General features: G+C 26.1%; 13 protein-coding genes. 12 read left to right on the plus strand and 1 reads right to left on the minus strand.

Translation table 4 applies throughout. The features are described 5' to 3' along the window. Positions 1 to 480 carry a tRNA (cytidine(34)-2'-O)-methyltransferase gene (locus EXC57_RS00050; RefSeq protein WP_004024796.1) on the plus strand — a complete coding sequence of 160 codons (480 nt, stop codon included), beginning with the start codon at positions 1 to 3 and terminating at the stop codon, positions 478 to 480. 24 nt (positions 481 to 504) lie between these two features. On the opposite strand, the gene EXC57_RS00055 is transcribed toward EXC57_RS00050, so the two are convergent. Beyond that, positions 505 to 1,422, minus strand: coding sequence for an RluA family pseudouridine synthase (locus EXC57_RS00055; protein ID WP_004024795.1), 918 nt, complete (start codon positions 1,420 to 1,422; stop codon positions 505 to 507). A 116-nt stretch (positions 1,423 to 1,538) separates the two neighbouring features. Here EXC57_RS00055 and EXC57_RS00060 point away from each other — a divergent pair, with 116 nt between their 5' ends. The 11 genes from EXC57_RS00060 to EXC57_RS00110 all read left to right on the plus strand — a co-directional run bounded on the left by EXC57_RS00060 (position 1,539) and on the right by EXC57_RS00110 (position 24,667). Continuing rightward, entirely contained in the window at positions 1,539 to 2,933 is a 1,395-nt protein-coding gene (locus EXC57_RS00060) for a hypothetical protein (RefSeq protein WP_004024794.1), read from the plus strand. A 243-nt stretch (positions 2,934 to 3,176) separates the two neighbouring features. Continuing rightward, positions 3,177 to 5,732, plus strand: a complete 2,556-nt coding sequence (locus EXC57_RS00065) for a hypothetical protein (protein WP_004024793.1) — start codon at positions 3,177 to 3,179, stop codon at positions 5,730 to 5,732. 18 nt (positions 5,733 to 5,750) lie between these two features. Beyond that, positions 5,751 to 9,776 carry a lipoprotein 17-related variable surface protein gene (locus tag EXC57_RS00070; RefSeq protein ID WP_129692496.1) on the plus strand — a complete coding sequence of 1,342 codons (4,026 nt, stop codon included), beginning with the start codon at positions 5,751 to 5,753 and terminating at the stop codon, positions 9,774 to 9,776. A gap of 33 nt (positions 9,777 to 9,809) precedes the next feature. Continuing rightward, positions 9,810 to 12,791 (plus strand): alkaline phosphatase family protein, encoded by a 2,982-nt coding sequence (locus tag EXC57_RS00075; RefSeq protein WP_159402905.1) that lies wholly within the window; start codon positions 9,810 to 9,812, stop codon positions 12,789 to 12,791. Positions 12,792 to 12,804: 13 nt separating this feature from the next. Then, entirely contained in the window at positions 12,805 to 13,725 is a 921-nt protein-coding gene (locus tag EXC57_RS00080) for a triose-phosphate isomerase (protein ID WP_004024790.1), read from the plus strand. 137 nt (positions 13,726 to 13,862) lie between these two features. Further along, a complete protein-coding gene (locus EXC57_RS00085; RefSeq protein WP_004024789.1) occupies positions 13,863 to 16,478 on the plus strand; it encodes a hypothetical protein in 2,616 nt (871 codons plus the stop codon). A gap of 17 nt (positions 16,479 to 16,495) precedes the next feature. Then, positions 16,496 to 20,617, plus strand: a complete 4,122-nt coding sequence (locus EXC57_RS00090; protein ID WP_004024788.1) for a lipoprotein 17-related variable surface protein — start codon at positions 16,496 to 16,498, stop codon at positions 20,615 to 20,617. A 141-nt stretch (positions 20,618 to 20,758) separates the two neighbouring features. Then, the gene (locus tag EXC57_RS00095; RefSeq protein WP_129692495.1) at positions 20,759 to 21,733 is read left to right on the plus strand and encodes an IS30 family transposase; all 975 of its coding nucleotides are present in this window, start codon (positions 20,759 to 20,761) and stop codon (positions 21,731 to 21,733) included. A 172-nt stretch (positions 21,734 to 21,905) separates the two neighbouring features. Next, positions 21,906 to 23,219, plus strand: coding sequence for a cysteine--tRNA ligase (gene cysS / locus EXC57_RS00100; RefSeq protein WP_040538184.1), 1,314 nt, complete (start codon positions 21,906 to 21,908; stop codon positions 23,217 to 23,219). Positions 23,220 to 23,290: 71 nt separating this feature from the next. Further along, positions 23,291 to 24,019 (plus strand): 23S rRNA (guanosine(2251)-2'-O)-methyltransferase RlmB, encoded by a 729-nt coding sequence (rlmB, locus tag EXC57_RS00105; protein WP_004024721.1) that lies wholly within the window; start codon positions 23,291 to 23,293, stop codon positions 24,017 to 24,019. A gap of 9 nt (positions 24,020 to 24,028) precedes the next feature. After that, positions 24,029 to 24,667 (plus strand): hypothetical protein, encoded by a 639-nt coding sequence (locus EXC57_RS00110; RefSeq protein ID WP_004024720.1) that lies wholly within the window; start codon positions 24,029 to 24,031, stop codon positions 24,665 to 24,667. Positions 24,668 to 24,679 lie beyond the last annotated feature (12 nt).

The following is a 24,679-nucleotide window of genomic DNA, read 5'->3' on the forward strand; positions in this document are numbered from 1 at the left end:
ATGCTCCATATTGTGTTATTTCAACCAGAAATACCTCAAAATACTGGTAATATTGCAAGAACATGTGTGGGATTTAATGCAAAATTACATCTTATAAAACCATATGGTTTTATCTTAGATGATAAAAGGATGATTAGAGCTGGACTGGATTATTGAGAACATTTAAACATTGAAGAGCATGATTCATGAGAAGAATTTGAAAACAAATACAACATTTCTATAAATTCTAATATTTATTTAATTAGTAAATTTGGAAAAAACAAACTAGAAGAAGTTGTTTTTAAATCAGATCAAGAGGAAACGTTTTTTGTTTTTGGAAGGGAAACAAAAGGTTTAAGTGAAAAAATAATGGATAAATATAAAGAAAAACTTTATTCTATTAACATGTCAGAGAAAATCAGAAGTTTTAATTTATCAAATTGTGTTGCTATGGTAGCATATGATTTTAATAAACAAATGCTAAAAACAAATAAAAAATAGTGATTTTTTAATTTAAAAACATTTTTACTTTTTGAATTGAACATTTTTCAATTCAAAGGTTTTTTTGTTTAAATAAGATAAACAACTACTTTCTGGAATGTTAAATTCAATTTTTCATGAAGTTAAACAAGGAAATTTATAGCCCATATTTTCTATCTTGTTATATTTAGTATCTCCAAGTATTGGATGATTAATACTTGATAAATGTAATCTTATTTGATGTTTTCTACCAGTTACTATTTCAACATTTAATAATGAAAAATTATCATATTCTTCTAAGACCTCATATTTTGTGATCATTATTTTGTTGTATTTATTTTCCTTATCAATTCTTGCTATCTTTTTTTGTTCGTCCAACATTCAGTAATTAACTAAAGTTTGCTTTTTATTTTTTAAAACACCTAAAACTAAACATTTATACATCTTTTTTATGTTGTTATTTTTCAGTAAAACATTAATCTCTTTCAATGATTCTTCATTTTTTGCAAAAATTATTAATCCATTTGTATATTTATCTAAACGGTGACATAAGTTAGGGATAAATGTACTATTTTGTTCAGGAATTCATTCTTTTTTTTGATATAAATATTTTCTTAATTGATTATTTAAAGTGTTAATTTTTTCATTTGCATCTTCTTGACATACCAATCCTTTTGGTTTGTTGGCTATTATTATATTTTTATCTTCATAAACTATTTGGAAACTTTGTTTAGAATTTAAAAAATCATAATTAATCTTTTTTGGTTCAAGGTTAAAAAAACATTTTATCTCATCACCAATTTTTAGTTGATAATTAAAACTTGATTTTTTATTATTCACTCTAACTTTGTTTTGATCAATGAGTTTTGCCGCTTTAGATGATGTTAAAGTAGGATATTTGTTTAGTAGATATTTTTTTAAAGTAGTCTCTTCATATTTTTGTTGAATTTTAAATAATATCATCTAAAAACCCCTTATTTTATGTACTTTTTGAAATTATTTTTTAGAAAAAAATGCTTAACACATTTATAATAATAATATTGTATATACCACAAATTTAAAAAAATATTGGAGAAAAAATGTCTGAAATAAAAGTTAATCAATCTTATGATGTTACATCTCTTAAACCTACATTTAATAAGAGAGTTGACATAAAAAGAATTTACAACTTTATAGAAAAAAAATATTCATTAAATGAGGTAACACAATTTGGTATTGTTTGTTATTACAAAAGAAAGTCAAATGTTGTGCTTATTACCTTAACTAATGAAAAGATTTTTATATTCTCTAATAGAAAAGACTTAGAAATTAATGGTGTATATTCATATAATGACATAGAAGACTTTGGTTTTTTAGAAAAAAAGAAAAAAACTTACTTAAATGTAACAGCAAAAGAGAAAAATTTTACTCTTAGAAACATTACAAAATATGATTATGATATTTTGTGTAGGGTTTTTCAACAACAAAAAGAGGCTTTTAATAATTCTAAAATAGGAAAAAATATAATTAGTAATTTTAGTACAATTTCTTCTATTGATTTCTTTAAGAAAAGAAATTTTTATAAAGATGAATTAATAGACGAAGTTCAAGATAATAAGGATTCTGAAAACACAAATTCTGAATCTAAAATTGATAATCAAACAAACAATAAGAAAAATAAAAGAGTTGTTAATGATAAAAATATTAGTTCAGATACAACTTTTTCAAGTTTATTCATTTTTGAATTGTTATCTAGGCATGATAAAAAAATGCCAGGAGGAAACCCAACTGTTTTAACTGATCTATCAAATAGAATAGTTAATTTAGAAAAAGCTAATCCTTTTGACAATCCAATAGATAGTGTAAGTTTTAAATTAACTTCTTTATCTAAATTAAACACAATTCCAGTAATTGCTGAATTTTCTAATATTCATGATAAATCAATTACTGAAAATAAGTTACTATTTGCTAGAAATTGAATTGAATACACAAAACATAATGTTAAAAATAAATTATTGGGTGTTGACTCACACGGAAATGGAGCTTATATAGATTTATCAAACTATATAAGCAAAAAAATAATTTCATACAAAGCTGTTGAACAAAATGTAGATGGAATTAAGAGATATGGTTTGAGAAGTGGCCAAAAAGTTAAAATTCTTGAATCGAATAAAGAAATAGGGTTAGACAAACTATATGTTAATCCAACCAATGGAGAAGGATTGGATATTAATAAATATGATGGTTTAATATTTTTTGGCAAAAAATACTATTTTAATACTTTGAATGAATTTTCTAGAATTCCTAGAAAATATTGCAGAGTTATAGATCATGAATGAAAAACAAATGGCTCTATAAATAAAACATTTGAAATTTTATTTGAAGATGATTTTGTTACATATAAAGTCTACAACGATAGTGGCAACGTATTAAATGATGTAGACAAAACATCTAGCAACTTCGATATTAAATGACTAACTTTATTTAAAGATTAAGAAACAAAACCTTAATTTTTTTTATTTGTTTTCTTTACAAAACTGAATTTCTTTTTATAATATTTTTGATTTTCTTATCATTTTTATCTTATTTTTTATATTTTTGTAAAAATAAACAAATTTATCATTATATAACATAAACATCGAATTCGAACACTTTTTTTCATTTCAAAAATTGATTTTCACTAGTAAGCAACTTATAATAATTAATATAATTGTATAAATTGTGGATAGGTGATTGTTATGAAAAAAAGAAAATTGTTAATTGCTCCTTTATTACTGTCACTATCAGCTGTTTCAGCTGGTGCAATAATTAGTGCTACATCAACAAATCAAAACCATTTAAACACTAGTATTAATAATATAAATACTAGAGGTTTTGAAACTGAAGGTGGAGGTGCTGAAACAAGTACAACATTTAGTTATCAAACGGATGAAGAAGTCAAGAAATTAGATTGATATGGAAAATATAATGTTGAAGAATTTTTACAATTACCAAATGCGAATGATTTAATAAAACAATTAGTTAAACCATCTACAACAACAAATTTTACTGTTCAAGTTAATGAAGAAATTACTGAAGAAATGAAAACTACGCCGTATCTTGAGTTTTCTGTTACATGAAATAAAAATAATGGTAATGGATCTTATTCACAAGAACAAGTAAAACCAAATGGTTCTAAAGAAACAGGAACTAATAACACAAAATGAGACACTAAGAAATTTACTGGTTTATTTAAATCTACAAAATACCAAGTGGTTTGAAACGACAATGAAACTATCAAAAAATACATTCTTTCAGAAAATAGAAAAGTATCTGAAATACAACCAAGTGATGTAAAAAAATATTTAATATCACCAAGTTCTAATCTTCCTAGTGATTTTGAAACAATGATCAAAATAAATCAAAACAATTCTTCAAACGGAAATGGAAATAATTCCCAATATGGTGTTCTAGAAGTTAGTTTTCAAAACGGTAATAATAGTGGGTGAGTTGGTGACAAATTACCAGAAGCTAGAAAGTTTAGAGGGTTTATTGGTTCTGATAATCAAAGGCATCAGGTTGAAATAAAATCTGTTGTTAATAATATAACAGGAATAACAGCAACTAACCCTGCAAATGGACAAGCAGATCCATTTGGAACTGTTTTTCAAGGATTAACTGATAGAAACATTTCATCACTTACACCATCTCAATTTGTAAGTGTAGTTGGTGACTCACAAACTAATGGTAATGAAGCATTAATAAAAATGCTTACTGAGGGTAAATTTCTATCTAACAATAATGGTTCTAATGGTGGAACTCTTAAATTTATTGACATTCAATACATGAATAAAAGTTATACTGATCATGATTTTGAAACAACTACAGGAATTAAAGGTTCACCGAATACTAAAGACACAAAAAACGATGACAAAATAGAAGTAATTGGTGTTAGAACTATTCCTAATGACACAGATGGAAGTCTTCAAATAGTTTATACAATTAAAACTTTTGATGTTTATACATCAAGTTATGTAACAACAGAATTTACTCAATCTTTTGCTGCAAATACTTTTAAAACAGCATCTACACATTCTGAAAATTTATCTTTTGAATGAAAAGATTCAAATTCTATTCCAAACAATTTAGGTGCTACTTTTGATATAGTTAATGAATTTAGAGCTAAATCTGATAATGATGAAACATTTAGAAAATCATTTACAAATATGTTTTTCAATGGTAGTGATGATGTATATAACAAAAATAGAAGTGCAACAATAGATTATAGAACATCACATTCATCAACTGATGATAATGGTAATTGAATCTCTTCTAATCAAGATACATCAATCACCGTTACTGTTACATTTGATGATTGAGGTGGAGCTGTTTATAAAGATGAAAAAGGTGAATACAAAAAAGGATTTAAATCTACAAGCACTTTTTATATAGGAATTTATCAATATGATACTCAATATCAAAAACCAAACTGAGTTGATAATTCTCAATTATTCAATTCTAATGCTGCATATAGAAAGATGACACCATCACAAGTTACATATAGCATAAGTCAATCAGAAAATGGTAATTCACCATTTTATGGCCAATATAGTCCTCAAGTTGGAACAACACCAACAACAATTATGATTCCAAATGATTCTGAAGGAATAATTACAGTTAAATTAGTTTTAACTGTGCAAAAAGAAAACACTAGAGCGACAGCAGAAAATTTAATATTTTCACAAACATATACGGGTTTTAAACAAGATAATAGTGATAATAATTTCCAAGAATTTGGTTGAATACCTGCATCAGATGTTGATCCACAATTATTAGCAATTCCAATATATCTTGTTAAAAAAAGTGATGTTATAGATTTATACCTAAACAAAATACCATTATTTGCTAGTTTAAATATTAGTGAAGATGATGTTGAAATTGATAGCTATGTAGACCCAAATACTAATGTTGGTGTATTAAGAGTTAGTGTACATATTAGTTCATTTAATCAAGCAGCAAGTAACCAATCAAATGTTGGTACTACTGTTCAAAACACCATATCAGGTTTTTCAACAGTAACCTCATCAAATCTTGCTAACATTAATCCACCAGTTGATAATACAGCACTAATATCTGTTTCTTGTGCTGTATTAGTATCAGTAATGATGTCAACAGTTTTATTAGCACTTATATCTAGACGTGCAAAAATTAGAAGTTTTAAAGTTAAAAAGGATAAGACTTTAAATCTTAATAAAAAACAAGGTAAATCATCATTAGATGCATTTGCTGATGAATTAGAAAATAAAGCTAAATAGTAGAAAGGAAATTAAGTTATGAAAAAAAACAAATTAATTAAAAAAATATTTTATTCATCACTTTCATTATCGGTTTTGTCAATCGGTAGTCTTTCTGCTGTTTCTGCTTTTTTAAATAAAGATAATGCAAATGTTCAAAATAACTACAACTATTCTAGAACATTGAATGATGATACTGTTGAAAGACGGCTAAATAGCAATAATAATGAGTCAACTAAAAACAACCAACGTTTAATTTCTTTCAATAGAAGTGGTGATAATGGAACAGATTTTTCTGATGAACTTGCTAAACAATATAAAGCAACAGATTCATCAGGAACTTCTTATGCTATATTAACAACTTCTCAAAATGGAACAGATGCTGGTGCAAAAACAACAGCAAAACATGATGGAATAACTAAATATAATTTAACTGGAACAGATGCTGGTAAAGCAGATTGATTAGTTAAATTTAGTGATTTACAAGCTCTTACTAATAGTGGTTCAGCATCTGAATCAACGCAAGCACAAACAACTAGTTTAAACATTACTTCTATAAAATATAGTTCTGGACAATTTGGTACAAATGGTTCATTGTTTGTTCTTGGTAATGATGGATCAAACAGTTATTTATTTAGAATTGTTTGAGGTGGTACTGATAAAGGTAAATATGAATTAGTTGCTAAAACTAATGATAGTAAAGTGTATAAATACATTAACATCACAAGTCAAACATCTAATTCAGTTGTTTTGTTTGGTGATATTAGTAGTAACAATGTTGATTATGCAACTGTTTCGGTTGGTACTGCACAAAATGCGAAACAAGAAACTTTAACTAAAAAAACTATAGATCTTTCTGCCACAACTTCTAATCTACCTAAAAATCTTATTATTCAAGACACTTTATATTACAATGGTGATAATTATTTAGTTGTTAAACAAAAAAAGAACGGAACTTCAACAGGTGCAAAAGAAGCTAATAATGGCTATTCTATAAATAAAGATGATGTATTAAACTCACTTGTTAAAATTAATTTATCATCTAGTGGTGATTCTATTAGTGTTCCATTAAGTAATGTATTACCAACAAAAGTTACTCAAGAATTTATAGATAAAGGTCTTGTTGGGAACGATATTAAAGGATTGCAAGTTACAACAACATTAGTTAACAGCAATTTAACATTAATAACATCATTTGAAGGGACAAAAATAAATAAAAGTAATGGTTTCCCATATGTTATTTCTAGTGTTTCTTTATCAAATAATTATAATCTCAACACTAATTTAGCAACTAATTATAATTCAAATAACAATTCATTTACAATTGATCAAGTTTCACCTATGTATTCTAATAGTGCAATTGTTGGTTATATTGCATTAGATAGTTTAAATAGAGCTTATAAGCTTGATAATAATTTTCAACCATTAGAATTATTATATGAATTTGATAGCACTGGTACTGGTGCAGGGAAAACAACAAAAAATAAAGTATTTAACATAAATACATACCCTAGTGTTGCAGATTGATATGCTCAATCAGATGATTCAAAAATTGGTGATTTCTTTAATAACACATTAATTGGTGAGTTAGGTAGCGGATCATCAAACTATTCTGAAGTACTAGCTACTTTTTCATTTAAAACAGATAGTTCAGTAACTGGTCTTGCGAAGTATGTTAAGGCAAGTGATAATGGTACTATTGCATCAACTGAATTAACTTCATTTTTAAATTCAACTGATGCATATAAAAACTATATGAATATTAGTTCTTATGACCCAAGATTTGGCGAACCAAAAATTTCAGTTTCATCATCAACTATCACTAAAATTAATAATGATAATAATGATTCTAAAAATTATAAAGTTGAATTAGAATTTAAACAAACAATTAGAAAAAATAGTGGTAATGGTTCTATTACAGATGGTGAACAAGTATCATTAGGTAAAAAAAGTTTTACTTTTATAAATACTGATGGCCAAATTTCACAAGTAGCAACTGAAAATATTCCATATTATTTAACTAATAAATATCCATCTCAAATCACAGATGATGAAATAAGTAAATATCTAATTCAAACATCAAATGTTTCAGGATTAAATTTCATTAAAGAAAGTGATGATACAAAAGGAACTTTAACTGTAAATATTACTGCACCATATATGTGAAAAAATGGGGAACTAAAAACAAACGAAAATATGTCCCTTGTTTTTGGTGGTGAAAACAATCCTATTTTCTTAAAAAATAATTTAGCTAATTATGATTTAAGCGTAACTAAAGTAGACAAATCATATTGAGAAGGTGAGTCTATGGATAGTGAATTAAAAGATAGACTTCAATTACAATATTCAACTCTTCTTCCATCTGAAGTTAAAAATGAAAATTATCTAAGAGATTTTTTAATATTAGGATCAGATTTTTCTAATGCCTCATTGGTAAATTCAGGTGAAGTTTCACCACCAACAGTAAATGATATTACTGTAACTCCGTTTGATAGAGAAGGTAGTGCGTTAATTAGAGTTACTATTCCAAAAATTGGAACACAGCAAAATGTTGTTTATCAATTTGAAACTCCTAACATATTTAAGAAAGATGCATCTGCAAATGAATCAGTTTACTACATGTTCAAAACAGATGAAGAAGTTAGAACTACAAGATTTAATGATAATAAATTCCAAAGAACAACGCCAACAGTTTTCACTAGTTTATTAAATGGATATATAGCAGCTAACCAACCAGATAAAATTATTGAATGATTAGGTTATTTTGGTTACTTTAGTAATTATTTTTCAAATTTAATTTATGAAAGATATAGTTCAACTGGAAATTCAACAGATCCTGTAATTAATATAACAACTAACACTAATTTACCAGTTGGTTCAATGACTCTTACTATAAGATTAAAAGATCCAATTGAAGGAATAGGAAATGTAATTTCAAAAACATTTGTTGCTTTCCAAGCTAGTGGTAGCATTATTAACCAAGAATCAACTTTTAGTTGAGGAAATATAGATGCTCTAAAATCTAGAACTCCAAGTTCTATTACTTTAAATGACCTTAATTCAAATGGTGCTTTTGTAGAAGGTGGTTCTACATCATCACTTGAAAAAGAAGTTCAAATAAATCCTATAAATACAACAGGTTCACTTGAAGTTATTGTTTCTTATAAAAATTTTGTTCAGAAAAAAATTAATATAAATAATGGCCAACAAACAAATGAATTAGAAATTGTTCCTGTAAAAACATTTAGAAATGTGTATACTGGATTCCAAATTAGAGGAAACCCAGTTGATGTAATTATTTGAAAATCAGAATCTGAGTTAGATGCTCAATATAGAAACAAAACACCTAGTGAATTATTAACACAAATATCAACAAATTCAGATGTAGATAAATTAAAAATATTTACTAAGGCTTCTGATGAGTTAGAAACATTCTTAACTGATCCAAATAATGCTGACAAAATTAGTTTAAATTTTTCAGGAAATGATGTTAATGGAACTATTTCTATAGTTGGTATTTTAACTATTGATGGAGTTCAAAGATCAATTAGTACAACTATTAGTGGTTTCAACACAAACAATAACAATTTCCCGATTGTTATGACAAATAAAGAAAGTTCAACATTAACAACACTTAAACAAACTAAACTACCATCTGAAGTTACTGATAGTGATTTAACTATGTTCTATACAGTTCAAAATGGTAATAGTTTACAAAAAGTTATTTCAAAATCATTTGATGATGTTGAAGGTACATTAACAGTAAAAGTTGAATTAATAAATTCTAGTGGATCAGTGAGTAGTGTGGTAGGTACTAGTCAAGAAACATATAGTGGATTTAGAACTAATGTACCAGTATATTCAGGTACTAATTGAACAATAGTTTCTTTATCTATAATTATTCCTGCTGTAATTATGATGATTCCAATTAGCTATATTATATTTATTAAAAATAGAATTGATGTTAAAAAATTCAGCAAGAAACTTGATGATAGACTTTCTGAAGAAACTAAAAAGAAAAAAGTTAAAAACGTGAAATCAATTAAAGACTTACTTGACATGTAACCTTAATTGATGACCTTAATAGAGGAGAAATATATGAAAAAAAATACACTAATATTTTTAAGTGTAGAAGGTTTGGGATTAAATAAGCAATGAAAAGGAAACTACTTTAAATTAGCTAATAAACCAAATATTAACCATTTGATATCTGGTATTTATCATTGAGCTATTTTAAGCAACGATTCTAAAAAAAGTAAAATTGATGTGAATAAAAAGTTCAATGCAGTAAGTGCTGATATTGATAAAAATTTCTACCAAATGCTTTATGGTAATCCCGATATTTTAACAGCAAACGAAAGGTTAAAAAAATTAATCGAAAACAAAGAACTACACAAACTAGATGTTTTTGAATCTTTAAGAAACCATTCATTAAAACATAATTCTAAATGTGTACACATGTTCTTTTTACTATCAGATAATAAATATCATTGTGATATAGATAATGTAAAATACATTTCTAATATTTTAATTAAAAATGGTTTATATCCTATATTCCACTTAATATCTGATGGTAAAGATGACAAACAATTCTCTTTTAGTAAACATTTAGAATCGATTAGTAGTTTCTGTTTGAAAAGAAATATTCCAATTGCAACAATTGCAGGTAGAGATAATGTTTTTATTAAATTAGGTCAAAGTTTTGAATACACAAAACATGTTGAAGATTATTTCTACACTATTTGTGGTATTGGAACAAATGATTTTAATAACCCTAAAGATTATGCTGATTTAAATTTATATAATAAAACATATGATCAAAAAATAATCCCAGCTTACAATAGTAGTTTAAACAAATTCTTTATAGAAAAAAATGACATGCTTTTATTCTTGGATTCAGATCAAGATAACTTTTCTCCTCTATTAAAATTGATAAAACAAGAAAAAAGACTTGACAATGTATTAATTACTTCTTTATGTGATATTTATGGTTCTGAAGTAGATGCAACTATTTTAAAAGATGATTTTTCAAAAGATAGTTTAATTACTTCAATGGCTTCTAAAGAAAATTTAAAATCTCTAGTTTTGAGCTTAAACCATAAAAGAGGTTTTGTTAATAAATTTTATGGATCTCAAAATGATCCAAATACTATAAGAAAAGCTATATCTACAGATTTTGCAAATAGTGATGCTGATTATATTTTTGGAGCAAATAAGTTTTTAATTGATAAAACAATAAGTTCTATTGGTAAATATGATTTTATTATTGTTCATGTTCCAACAATTGCAGAAGCAGCACATACAAGTGATATGAAATTGTTGAAATTTGCAATTGAAAATTTTGATAAAAACTTGGGTAGATTAATTAATTATGCAAAATTTACTGGTAATATAATTACTTTTGTATCACCATATGGTGCTGCAGAAAAAATGCTTAATAAAAGGTTACATATTCTTCCTTATAACAAAACATCAGTTGTACCATTTATATTTACAAATGGATATTTATCTTCAAAGAAACTAACTAGTGACTTTTTTGGATTGTATTCAACATTATTAGTTACTTTAGGTTTAGAAAATTTAGATGAGAAAACATACTTTAGATCTTTAATTACTAAAAACTTTAGTAAGAATGAAATTCAAAAGAATTTAGAAGATCATTATAATGTATGAAAAGATAATTTAGCTACACCTTTAATTGAGCAATTTGAAGAAAACAACCTATCTTTATATAATGACCTTAATAAAAGTGAAGAATATATTAACCAAAAACGTCAATACATAGTTTTAAAAGAAATTATTAAAGCACATGATAAATATTTTTCTACTCCAGAATCTAGAAAGAAATTATTTGATGTTTTATTAGAATACATTAAATATAATGATATTGATTTTGTTGGTTTTAAATATAACTACAACAGAGCAATAATGACATTATTTGATGATGAAATTAAACTATCAAAAATGACAAAACTTTCAAATAGATTTTTTGATAGTTTCTTATGAAGAACTCAAATAAAAAGAAACTCTAATTGAGTTAATAAAGTTAAAGATGAATTAACTCCTATCATTTCTAGAAAAATGCCAAAAATGAGCATTAAGAAAATTAATAAAATTCTAGATGAAGAAATACTACCTTATTCTTTCTTTACTAGATTATTTAAATCAGAAGTTGATATTTTAAACACAAATGATGCTTTTAAAATTGCAGAATTTTATGACAATGTTGAAGCTGATGTAGATGATGTATATAACAAGTACTTTGGTCCTAAAGTACCTGGAGAAGATGAAGAAGTTCCACCTGATAGTCCTTTTAATGAATCTGATTTTAAAAAAGTTATAGCTTATTATGAAATTTTTAAAGAAACTTTATATATAGTTAAAGAATCTAAAAATGAATTAGAGCAAGCGAATAGAAAATATGCAGAAATGAAATCTCAAATAGATGTATCTTATGATGATTTATTTGATGCAGAACCTTTCAAATTGAATCCATTAACTAGAAAAATTGTGAATAACTATTCAAGATGATTTAGATCTATTAAAATGATTATTCAAGATAAGAAAAGAGAAATTAAAAAGAATATTTCTAAATATGATCTTAAATATAACAAACGTTATCAAAATGCAATAGATGGAATTGCTTATGAAGGTGAATTCTTAGAAGGAATTAACTTTGATAAACAAGAACAACTAAATCTTCAAATGATTGAAAAAGTTAAATATGATGGTTTTTTAGATTATCCAACTATTGATATTCAAGAGGAAGAAGAATATACAAAAGTAACTAATCTTGGTGAAGAAGAAGTTGTTTTAGATGATGGTACAGTGTTAGTAATTCCAGATGTTTCTGGTTCTATTAGCACTAAAGGTGAATATGACTTAACTACTTTATGAAATGAAAAAAGAATTGAAGAATTTAAAGACAGAAAAAATTTCATGGAGTTTGTTGGTAACGATGCAGCAGATGCTGTTAAGGTAAATAAAAAAATTAGAGCAGCAGAACAAAAACTTGAAAAATACACTGAACTTAACTCTTTATGAACTAAAAAAGAGAAACAATCAGTAAATAGTAATTAAGGAGAAATAACTTATGGATAGAAGAAAAAAACTTATAGCTAACTGAAAACTTAATGCAGACTATGTATCTATGAAGAAATTCTTTGACAACGTTTCTTCAAATGAAGATGTAGATTTAGTTGTTGTTCCTTCATTACTTGGTATTTTGCCTGCTATGAATTTAAGTAGAAATAAACAAATTAATGTTGCTGCTCAAAATTGTGGAATTGTAACAGTTGGTAACCACACAGGTGATACATCTTGAATTGAATTAAAAGATTACAACATAAGAAACATTATGGTTGGACACCCAGAAGTTTGTAAAGCTTTTGGTGAAAGTGATATTTTAATTAATAAAAAAGTTAAAACTTTTTTAGAAAATGAAATCAATGTTATTTTAGTTTTAAGTGAAGATAGAACTGATCTTTTAAAAGATTCAACTAAAGAATCATTAAAACTAAAACTTAAAAAATATTTAAGTGGTATAGATCCAACATTATTTGCAAATCATTTAACTATTGTATATAAACCTACATTTATTGGTGAAGTTGGGGTTCGTGCTACACCTGAATTTGTTGTAGGTGCAATCACTACTATAAGAAACTTTATTAGAGAAGAATATAGTTTCTATATCGGTAATAATATTCCTATATTATTTGGTGGTGAATTTTTAAGTGAAGACTTTGAAGAAATAGTAAATTCAAACCATGTTGATGGTGTAATGATAGATAATGAAAAATCTACATCACCAAAATATATTTCAATTCTAATGAAATATTTATATAAAGCTTCAACAGAAACTTATCAAAAATTCTATGAGAACAATTTGATTATTGATGAACCATTAGAAATTGAAGGACAAAGACAACAAATCAATATCTCTCCATTTGAAGATTATGAAATTGATAGTGATATTTACTTCAAAGATATTGATATTAGTGAAGAAGAAATTTAGTAAAAAATTGGTTAAAAACCAATTTTTTTATTTGTAAATTATCTATTATACCATGTAAGTAAAAAAAATTATCAAAAACTTGATTTTGAGTTTCATAAAATTTATAATTTTAGTATATATAATGTGAGGATTGAGTCATGAAAAAGTCATTAAAGATTTTAACTATAGGTCTAAGTTCAATAACAGCAATAGCTGTTGTTCCTTCAATAGCAACTATTAATAATAATTTGACTCAGTCTAATTTAAATTATAAAATTTCAAATCCTCAAACAAGGGCAATCCAGGATGGACAAGAAGCCACAGCTGGATTTAAATTTGTTAGCCAAGAAGATGCACAAAAAAATGAATGATGAGGAAAACAACGTGTTGATAATTTAACAAATGAACAAATTAAGTCATTGTTAGTTCCTTATGATACAACAAGCGGAAAAGATTTAGTTGGAGTTGAGTATAATGTTCAAATTCAACCTATTTCTAATGATGATAGAAGAAATGGTGGGGTTAGGTTCACAATAACTCAAATTGCAAAAAACTATAAAGATGGTGTGATAGATCCAGAAACTCCAACAATTGAAGTAAAAATTAAAAAACCAACTGCTACTGCTGCGTCTAAAGAAAATGAAACAGTCAATGAAGCTGATTATATTTGATCAACATATGAAGATTATTCAAAAAGTACCACAACAAAACCAGAAGGCGTAACAATAGGTGGTAATTTTAAAGGTTTAGCAATTATAGAAAAATTTAATTTTGCTTGAAATGATGATGAAATTATTGGTGAGTACATTAAGAAAACATTTGAAGATAGAGTTGAAGCCACTTCTGAAAATATAACTCCTGAAGCAATATTTGCTAATTTCATAAAACAAGATGAAAATCACATAGTTCCAAGTGATTATGACATCACTATAAGAAATTCTACTCAACTACCTTTACCAGAAGGTAATTATAGTGACTGAGATAAATATGGACTATTAGAAGTTTCTATTAAGTTTAATAAAACTGAAAAAACTGATTGAATTGGTGATAAATACCCTGAAGGATCAAAAGAAGGTAATGACCAAACTGATGAAGGAAAAAAATGAATAGAAATCACTAGAGTTTTTAGAGGTTTCTATTCAAAAAATGGGCAAGTCAAAAACACTAATGTTTTTTTAGATGCAGCAAACACAGATACTATAAAAAATGCACAAATTAACAAAACTGGTGAAAATAACCCATTTTCTAAATACTTATTAGCAAATGAAAATAAGTTATCAGATTTAATGCCAAGTGAATTAAAAGAACTAAGTTTAAATGATAATGCTTTATTAAACTTTATGTATAACAACAGTTGAAGAAGTGCTACTGAAAAAAATAATCAAGAAAGTTTGATTAAATTATCTTATTTTGGTAAGGATATAAGAAAGTTTCAAGACAAAGAAGATGATAACAAAATATTACCAAAAGATTTTAGAGATAATTCTGTTATTCAAAGTATAGATGTTACTCCTAATGACTCTGATGGTAGTGCAACATTTACATACTATTATGATTATTATGATGTTTATACTGGAAAAGTTGTTAAGAATGCAGTTTATTCTCAATCATTCCCAGCTGGAACATTTAAGAAAAATCCAGATGCTGGTAAACAATTAATAATGTCTGCAAAAGGTCCTAATGATATTAGTTCATTTACATCATCAAAAGACTTAATGGATTTATATACTCAAAACCAAAAAGATAAAACTTACCTAAAATCTTTATCTAACTTATTTGTTAATGGTACAAACGATGCTTTAGCTAAAGATAGAGATGTTAAATTTGAATACGTTAGTGATGATGGAAAAACTAGATCTAATTCACCAACTCAAAAAGTTAAAATGACTTTAACATTTGATTCATGAAATGGTGAATCTTATATGGAAAGTGGTCAAAAAAAAGAGGGTAAACAAATTATTCAAACTTTTGAATTTCCTTCAATGACAAGTTCAGTTAATGTAAATTGAAAAACTAATCAAACTGTAACACAAGATATTAACAACATTATTAAATCAAACCCTAATGACCAAAATAAAACAATAGCCGATTTTTCTCCAAGTGAAATTGTTGACTTGCTTTATTCAAATGAAAGTTTAAACACTGCATTTACAAATGGAATACCAACTAATGCTACATTGTCATATTTTTCTGATAATGCAACAGGTAGTTTAATTGTTAAAGCACAATCAACAACTACAACTGTTAAAAGTAGATCATTAATAACTCTTAATGATTCTAGAGCTGTAAATTCAGGTGATATTCAAACAAGAATATTTACAGGATTTAAAGCTACAAATGAACAATTCCAAGAGTTTGGTTGAATTGGTAATTCAGAAGTTGATGCAAGTTTATTGCAAAAAGAACTTGACTCTATTACAGTACAAGATGTAATTGATTCATATTTGAAAAAAATTGACTTTTTTAAAGATATGGAATTATCAGAATCAAATGTTAAGATAGAAAAAAATTCTCAAACAGGTACATTAACTGTTTATGTTACTATAAATGAATTTAATCAAGATATTCCAATGGCTAATAATAAGTTTTCAACAGTACTTAGAGGTTTCCCTGTTGGTACTATAAATGATAGAAACTCATACAAAGCACCAGTAGATTTAACAATTATACTAAGTGCTGTATTGGGTGGATTAGTTGTATTGGGATTGGGTGGTTACCTAGGCAAAACTATTTTAAATAGAATTAAGACAAATAAAATCAAAAACAAATATTAATTTTTAAGAGGTTATATATGAAAAAGAATTTAAAGAATAGATTATTTAGAATTTCAACTTTAACACTTGCAACTGCTAGTGTTGCTTCAGCTGTTTCTGTAAGTTTAATCAACAATAGTTCTGTTGATTCTTTTTCATATAAAACATCTCTTAATTCTCAAGCAAGAGTAGCAAATGCTGCTACAAAGGAAAGAAAGTTAACTACTAATAGTAATGAAAAGAAAACTAACATAATCCCATTAAATGATCTTATTTCAACCAATTCTCAAGTTCCAGCACAAAATACTGTATATGATTATGATTACAATGCTTATGCAACAATAACTTCAAGTCAAAAATATTCTGGCCAACCTAATGAAAAACAAACATTAAAATTAGATGAAATAACAAAGTTTAACTTAGTTAACACTTTTAATACTTCTGGTCAAACAACTAGTTTAAAATCATCTGCTGGTTCTATTGATTGAGTTGTTAAAACTAGTGATTTAGCCAAATTAATAACTCAAAATGGTCAAACAGGGCAAAGCAAACAAGATGGACAAAGTAGTGTAACATTAACAATACAATCACTTTTATATTCTCCGGGTGGTAATGGTGCAGGTAAATCGTTGTTTGTTTTAACTAAAGGTAATGATAACAAATTTTATTTATTTAGAATTCAGTGAGAAGATCAAACATTAACAGGTCAAGCAGAAATGAAGGGTGGAGACTATGAGCTTGTTAAGGTTTTAAGTGCACCTAATACTGGAACAACAACGAAAGATGGTTCAGCAACACAAGACTATAATTTCATGGTATTAGAATCATCATCTACACACACTATGCAAATTATGAATGTTCCAAATATAACTAATGGTGCAAGTACAAGTGGCATTTCAATGAAATTTGTAAGTTTGAGTCAAACAGATTTTACTAATCCTAATAGTGAAGTAAGTTCTAAAACAAAAACCATAAATATTAAATCGAGCGTATTAAGTAGTTCATTTGTATCTAGCAAAAATTACAAACCAATTATTACTGTTAGAGATGGTGCTACAGTTTATTTAACTTATCAAGTAGAAGGATATACAAGCGATACAAAAGATAAATTTTTGTCTTTGATAAAAATAGATGGTGTAAATACAGGGAATACTACTATTGAAGTTAGTGATTCAAAAAATTCAACAACATTTAAATTAAATGACACATCAAATTTTTTAGTTGAAAATAATGAACAAACTCTTTCTGGAATGAATATTATTCAAAATTCTTCAACATCGTATGAATTATTTTATACTTTCAAAAAAAATAGTGCTGCTGCATCGAATAATCCTTCTAAAATTGCATCTCTTTCTTTAAATTTATCTAATGCATTTTCACAAACAACTAAAAATATTGATTTTTATGATTATTTATATTCAAATACAAAACTATATTCTGTTCAAAAATTATATAAAGCAAATGAAGATGCAATCGAAGGTTATGTTTTATTAGATGAACAAAATAGAGTTGTTAGTTTAGATGCTAATAAAAAGAATCCTAAATTACTTTATGATTTTGAAACATCAACAATTAAACTTGGAAAAATTTATTCTTTAATTACTAGAAGAACTAATCAAAGTTGATTTGGTCAAATGGAAGATGGTACTTTTGGTCAATTTTTAGGAAGTACTTTAATTGGACAATGAGATAAATTATCTTCAAAAGAAAATAGAGAATTACCAGCTTCTGTATCAATAAAATCTAATAGCGAAGTATCTTCTTCTGTTCTTTATCAAGAAGTGTTAACTTCTGATGGTCAGTACACATCATCTTTTGAAAACTATATGAAATCAAGTACTGCGTATAGAGACTTTTTAAATGTAGAATTCATAGATCCTCGTATTACTACAAATCCTGAAATCACAATTTCTTATCCTGAAGCAACAACTTTAATGTCACAAAAAGAAGGAAGAATTTATTCTATTGAATTAACATTTAAACAAAAGTTAAGAAAAGTTGGAATTGATGGAAGTATCATTACTAATGATCCAAAAGAAATTGTAATTGCTAAGCAAACTTATACTTTTAATAATGCTGAAACTAATGTTGTTTTTGCAGAAAAACAAGGTGTTGGTGAAGATGGTCAATTTGAATTTGAAGTTCCAACATATATTAGAAATAAAAAACCTAGTCAAGTTACAGCTGATGAAGTTAAAAAATATTTAATTCAAACTAAGAATATTACTAACCCTATAGTGTCTTATACACCACATGATCAGAATGGTACTATGGATATAAATGTTACTATTCCTATTGCATGAATTAAAGAAGGTGAAAGTTATAACAAACGTGAAAATTACACATTTTCAGGTACATTAGGTAGTGATATTGTTCCTTTCTTTAGAGTAGATAAATATGGTGATCAAGGAAGTGTAACAGTTGTTGATACAAACTATGATAAAACATCAACAAAATATGAAAATTTAAGACTTAAATACTCAGATAAAGTTGCTTCTACTGTTTCTAAAAAAGATATTCTTGATGATTTTATAATTTATGGTTCTGCTTTTAATAATCAAGAAAATGAAGACTTGAAAAAAGCAGAAGAAAAAGACATTACACTAACACCAAATGATAGTGAAGGAAATATTTTAGTTGATGTTACAATTCCTCAAATTGGTAGTCAAGAAAACGTAAGATATGTATTTACTACGCCTAGTTTCTTCTTAAAAAATGCTAGTGCAAATAGACCAATATACTTTACTTTTAAATCAAATGATCAAGCCCTTAGTACAACTTTAAATAGTGATAACCCAACAAAAGCTGAAAACACTATTCGTGATCAAAAACCATCTCAAATAGCAAGCATTTTAAATGGTAATGATGGGGAATCTAAAATAGATGTTCTTTCATATTTTGCAGAATTTTCTTCTTTCTTTACAACTTATATAAATGAAAATAGTAATGTAGTTTCTGCAGTTGGAGATGACACACTAGGTACTTTATCAATTTCTATTGATTTAACAAAAGCTAATATTAATGGTTTTGATAACAACATGATTCAAATAACTTATAGTGGTTTCACTGGTTCTGATTTAACTAATCAACAAGTTGATAATTTTAGCTTTGGAAATTCAATAAGTGGTGCTGAAAATATGTTTGCTACAGAAATGACTGTAAATCAATTAGAAACACTTGACGTTCTTAATTGAGGATCAAATAATGCAACAAAAAACAAAGCCACTGTGTCATTAGTTCCATCACGTTCTAGTGGTACTCTTGAAGTTAATGTTACTTTTAAAAACTATATTGAACAGACTAATGGTCAAAAAACAGTGTATCCTACTAAAACATTTACTAGAATATATGGTGGTTTTAAAACAAGTAAAAACCCAGTTAATATTGTTGGTTTCAAATCATTTAGTGAAATAGCAGCTTCTGATGGTACTAATACTTCTTTCTCTAATTCAAATGTTCCATCAAGAACAAAAGAAATATTAACATCTAGATTTATGTTAGAAAGTGAATCTCCTAACAAAAAAGACGCATTATTATATTTTGCAAATGTTACAAATAGTTTAGATATTGCAAATAGTGATATTTCTTCAGTTACATTAATTGCTGATGATGTTGCTGGTACATTAAATGTTGCATTTACTATAGTTGATAATGGTGTTACAAAAACTATTTCTCCACCAACTCCATATAGTGGATTTAGAAGCACTAGTACAGCTGAAACAACTATTACATTTAAACAAGATACATCATCAGAAGCAGCACTTTTAAAAAACAAACTTCCTTCAGAAATTACTGTTAATGATGTTGCAAGTTTATATACAATATCAAATAATAACAACAATAACCCTGTTGAAATTACTTTAGGTCCAGATGATGCAACAGGCACATTATTGGTTTCAATTACAATAAAAGATCCATTCTCTGGTAAAGTTACAACGAGCGATATAACATATACTGGAATGAGAGTATTCATACCAGCTAATGAAGGCACAAGATGAGATATTGTTGTTTTATCAGTTATTATTCCTGCAATAGTTCTTCTAATTCCTATCCTAACTCTTGGTTATATCCAAAACATCAAAGATAGAAGAAAAATTGCTAAAAAACTTGATAGAAGACTTGATGAAGAATTTAAAAAAAGAAAACCAAATCTTAGATAATATTTTAAAAAAACATAACAACAAAGTTATGTTTTTGCTCGATTGACATGTGAAGTGCAACACTCAAAAAAGAGTGTGCACTTCATTTGTTTTGTTTGTAAGTGTTCACTAATAAAAAGATAATGAATATTAGGAGTGCTTATGAAAACTTATAAACATTTAACAAAAGAAGAAAGATGCTTAATTTATTTTCTTTGAAATAAAGAAAAATATTCTATGAATAAGATTGCAAAAATCTTAAATAAAAACAAATCAACAATATCAAGAGAATTAAAAAGAAACACATCTTCAACAGGGATTTATTATTCATCAACTGCTCACAAAAAATACATTAGAAGAAAATCAAATTGTCATATGTTTTTTATGTTGAAGTACAAAAACTTCACAGATCTTTTTATTCAAAAATTTAATCCTAAATCTCATGGTGTAGAAGCTACAATTTTTTGAATAAAAGAAAACTATCCGTTAGTTAAAGTTCCAAGTGCTAGGCAAGTATTTAGATGAATCAATAGCAAGATTTGAAAGATACAAAGAAGAGATTGTTTAAGAAGAAAATATGTTAAAGGAAAAAGAAGAAAAATAGGTATATTTTCTAAAATTGATGGAAAATACTGCATTCCTTATAGTCTAAGACCAGAAAAGATAAACAATAGAAAAGAATTTGGACATTGAGAAGCTGATCTAATAGTTAGTAAAAGGCAAAGTGGTTATTACCACTTATTGACATTAGTGGAAAGAAAAACAAGGTTGGCAATTATTAGAAAAATAAAAGGGAAGAACGCTAGATCAATGATGGCTAAAATGTATACCATTATTCGAGATGAAAAACTCCCAATAAAAAGCATCACTGTTGATAATGGGTTAGAGTTTCAAATGATGGGAATAACTGCAAAACAATTCAACTTTAAAGTTTATTATTGCCAACCTTATTCTTCATTCCAAAGAGGGTCCAACGAGAACATAAATGGGATAGTTAGAAGATGATATAAAAAAGGAACTGACTTCAGTTTAGTAAGTGAAGATAAAATAAAAACTCTTGAATGAAAAGTAAACAACATCCCAAGAAAAATGTTTGGTTATAAAACAGCTTACCAAATGTATCAAGAAAATATTTAAAACAAAAAAACTCTCAACTTATATTTCAAAGTCGAGAGTTTAATGTAACATTGAAGTGTTGCACTTCACATGTCAGTTAGGGAAAAACATAACAACAAAGTTATGTTTTTTATTTGTTGTTATAAATATTAATAAACAATATATGATAATAAATATTGAGGTATTTAATAATATGAAACTCTATAATGCTATAAAAAAAGAATATGTTAATCTTGAAATAATTAATAACAATATATCAATTTATTTATGTGGCCCAACAGTTTACAATCATGTTCATGTTGGAAACATTAGACCCATAATAACTTTTGATGTTCTTCATAGATTGTTAAAACAAAAAAATATCAATGTTAATTTTGTTCATAACATAACAGATATTGATGACAAAATAATAAAACAAGCAGCAAAAGAAAAAGTTTCAGAACTTGGATTAAGCAATTATTACTATGAAAAATATTTAGAAATATTAAAGAAACTAAATATAGATCTAACAATTAAAATGCCAAAAGTTTCTGATCACATAAATGGAATAATAAATTATATTGAACAAATCCAACAAAAAGGTTTTGCCTATCAAGTTGATGGTGATGTTTATTTTAAAACATTGAACATTCCAAACTATGGTAGTTTATCTAATAAAAAAACAGATGAACTAGAAGTTGGTAGTAGAGTTGCAGATAATAATAAAAAATTATCTCCATTTGATTTTGTATTATGAAAACAAACAAATGAAGGTATTAATTGAGACACTATGTTCTCAAAAGGAAGACCTGGTTGACACACAGAATGTTCATATTTAATATCTCAATATATTGGCAAGCAAGTAGACATTCATGGTGGAGGAGTTGATTTAAAATTTCCACATCACGAAAATGAAAATGCACAAAATATTGCAATTAATGATTGTGAACTAGCAAAACATTGAATTCATGTGGGACACCTAAACATTGATAATAATAAAATGTCTAAATCATTAAATAATTTTATACTTGCAAAAGACATATTATCTAAATATAGTTCAAATGATATTAGATGATTTTTCTATCAAACAAATTATGCAAATCCTATAAATTTTACAAACCAAGCAATTGATAGTGCTAAACAAAGTATAGAAAACATTTTATATTCATTAAATATCTTTAAAAGTTATTTAATTCTTGAAAATAAATTTAATATGATAAATAACATAGATAAAGATAATTTATTTTCAAGTTTATTAAATGATTTAAACTTTCCTAATGCAGTAAGTGATATTAACAAAATTGTTAAAGAAGCTAATACATTATTAAGACAAAAAGAATATGATCAATTAAATATTAAAGTTAATGAACTAATTCTTTATTTAGATGTTATGGGTATAACATATAGAGACGATCATTCAGAAGAAAACATTGAACTACTAAAAAAATGAAATGAATACAAAAATAACAAAGATTTTGAAAAATCTGATTTATTAAGAAAAGAATTAATTTATAAAAAACTAATATAATATGAACATTCTTTTTATATTTTTTTAATAAAAAAACAATATTTTTTAACGGTAAGCTGGAGTTAATTGTTATGGAAAAATATATCTTAGGGAAAAAATCTGTTATTGAAGCATTTAAAAGCAACAGATTAAAAGCTTTATATACTAAAGTTGTTTTCCCAGAAGTATCTGATATTAAAAAAAAGAATATTCCAGTTTATTTTGGTAACAATAAAATATTTAGTACTTTTAATAATGTTAATCACCAAAATGTGATAGGTGTTGTTGATTCAAAAGAAAAACTATTTATAGAAGATATTCAAGAATTTTTAGAAATAGCTAATAATGTTTCATCTAAATTAACAAATAAAAAGATTGTTTTAGTTTTGGATGAAATTCAAGATGCTGGTAATTTTGGTTCAATAATGAGAACATCATTTGGACTAGGGGTTAAAAATTTAATTTTTAAAAAAGATAACCAAGTTCAAATAAATGAAACTGTGATGAAAACTAGCATGGGTTCATATGAACAATTAAATTTATTAAGAGTTACAAATTTATCTAATACTATAGAAAAACTTAAAGATAATGGATATTGAATTGTATCATCAGCTTTAAATGATGATTCTATAGACATATCAAAACAAAAACTTAATTTTGACAAAGTAGCTATTATATTTGGAAATGAAAATAATGGTGTATCACCAAACCTTTTAAAAAAATCAGATGCTATTATTAAAATTCCAATGGAAGACAATTCTGTTCAATCATTTAATGTATCAGTATCTGTTGGAATAATATTGTTTTACTTATTATTTTAAAGGAGCAAAATGACTGATTTAGAGCTTATTTATTTAATTAGAGAATCTAAAAATAAAGATGCTTTTAATTTATTGTTGGAAAAACATTGATATAAAGTTTTTTGTTACACGTTTAAGTGATATTCATTAAAATGATTAATTTACAATATTGATGAAACTGAAATGAAATACATATTATATGATTCTTTTTTAAAACTTGTTTTAGAAACAAACATAAAAAGAGATTACTATACACATGACTTTGTGCCAAAAATATGATTTGTTCTGACTAGAAATATGATTTTATCAATGAACAAAAATTTTTCATTAAACTTTAATAATGAAGTAAACAAAGAATTAAGTGATTATGAAAAATCAAAGATCAAAAATAATCATCTCATTTCTGCTAACTATTCATATATTGATAATTGCACATTTACCAATGATATTTTTGTTGAATATATTCTTGAGATAACTAATAAGTTTTTAAAAGCAAATAAGATAGCACCAAAAAACAAAAATTGAATAGTTGAAAAATTATCATCTGGTGGAAGCAGACTTTCTTTTGAAGATAAAGATTTTAATGAAGAAGAGAGAATTAACCTTTGAAGAGAATATAAAAAAACAAAAGCATATTTAAAAACACAGATCTCTAAAATTATTAACTAAATTTTATTTAAT

Source organism: Malacoplasma iowae, from assembly GCF_900660615.1.
GTDB lineage: Bacteria > Bacillota_I > Bacilli_A > Mycoplasmatales > Mycoplasmoidaceae > Malacoplasma > Malacoplasma iowae.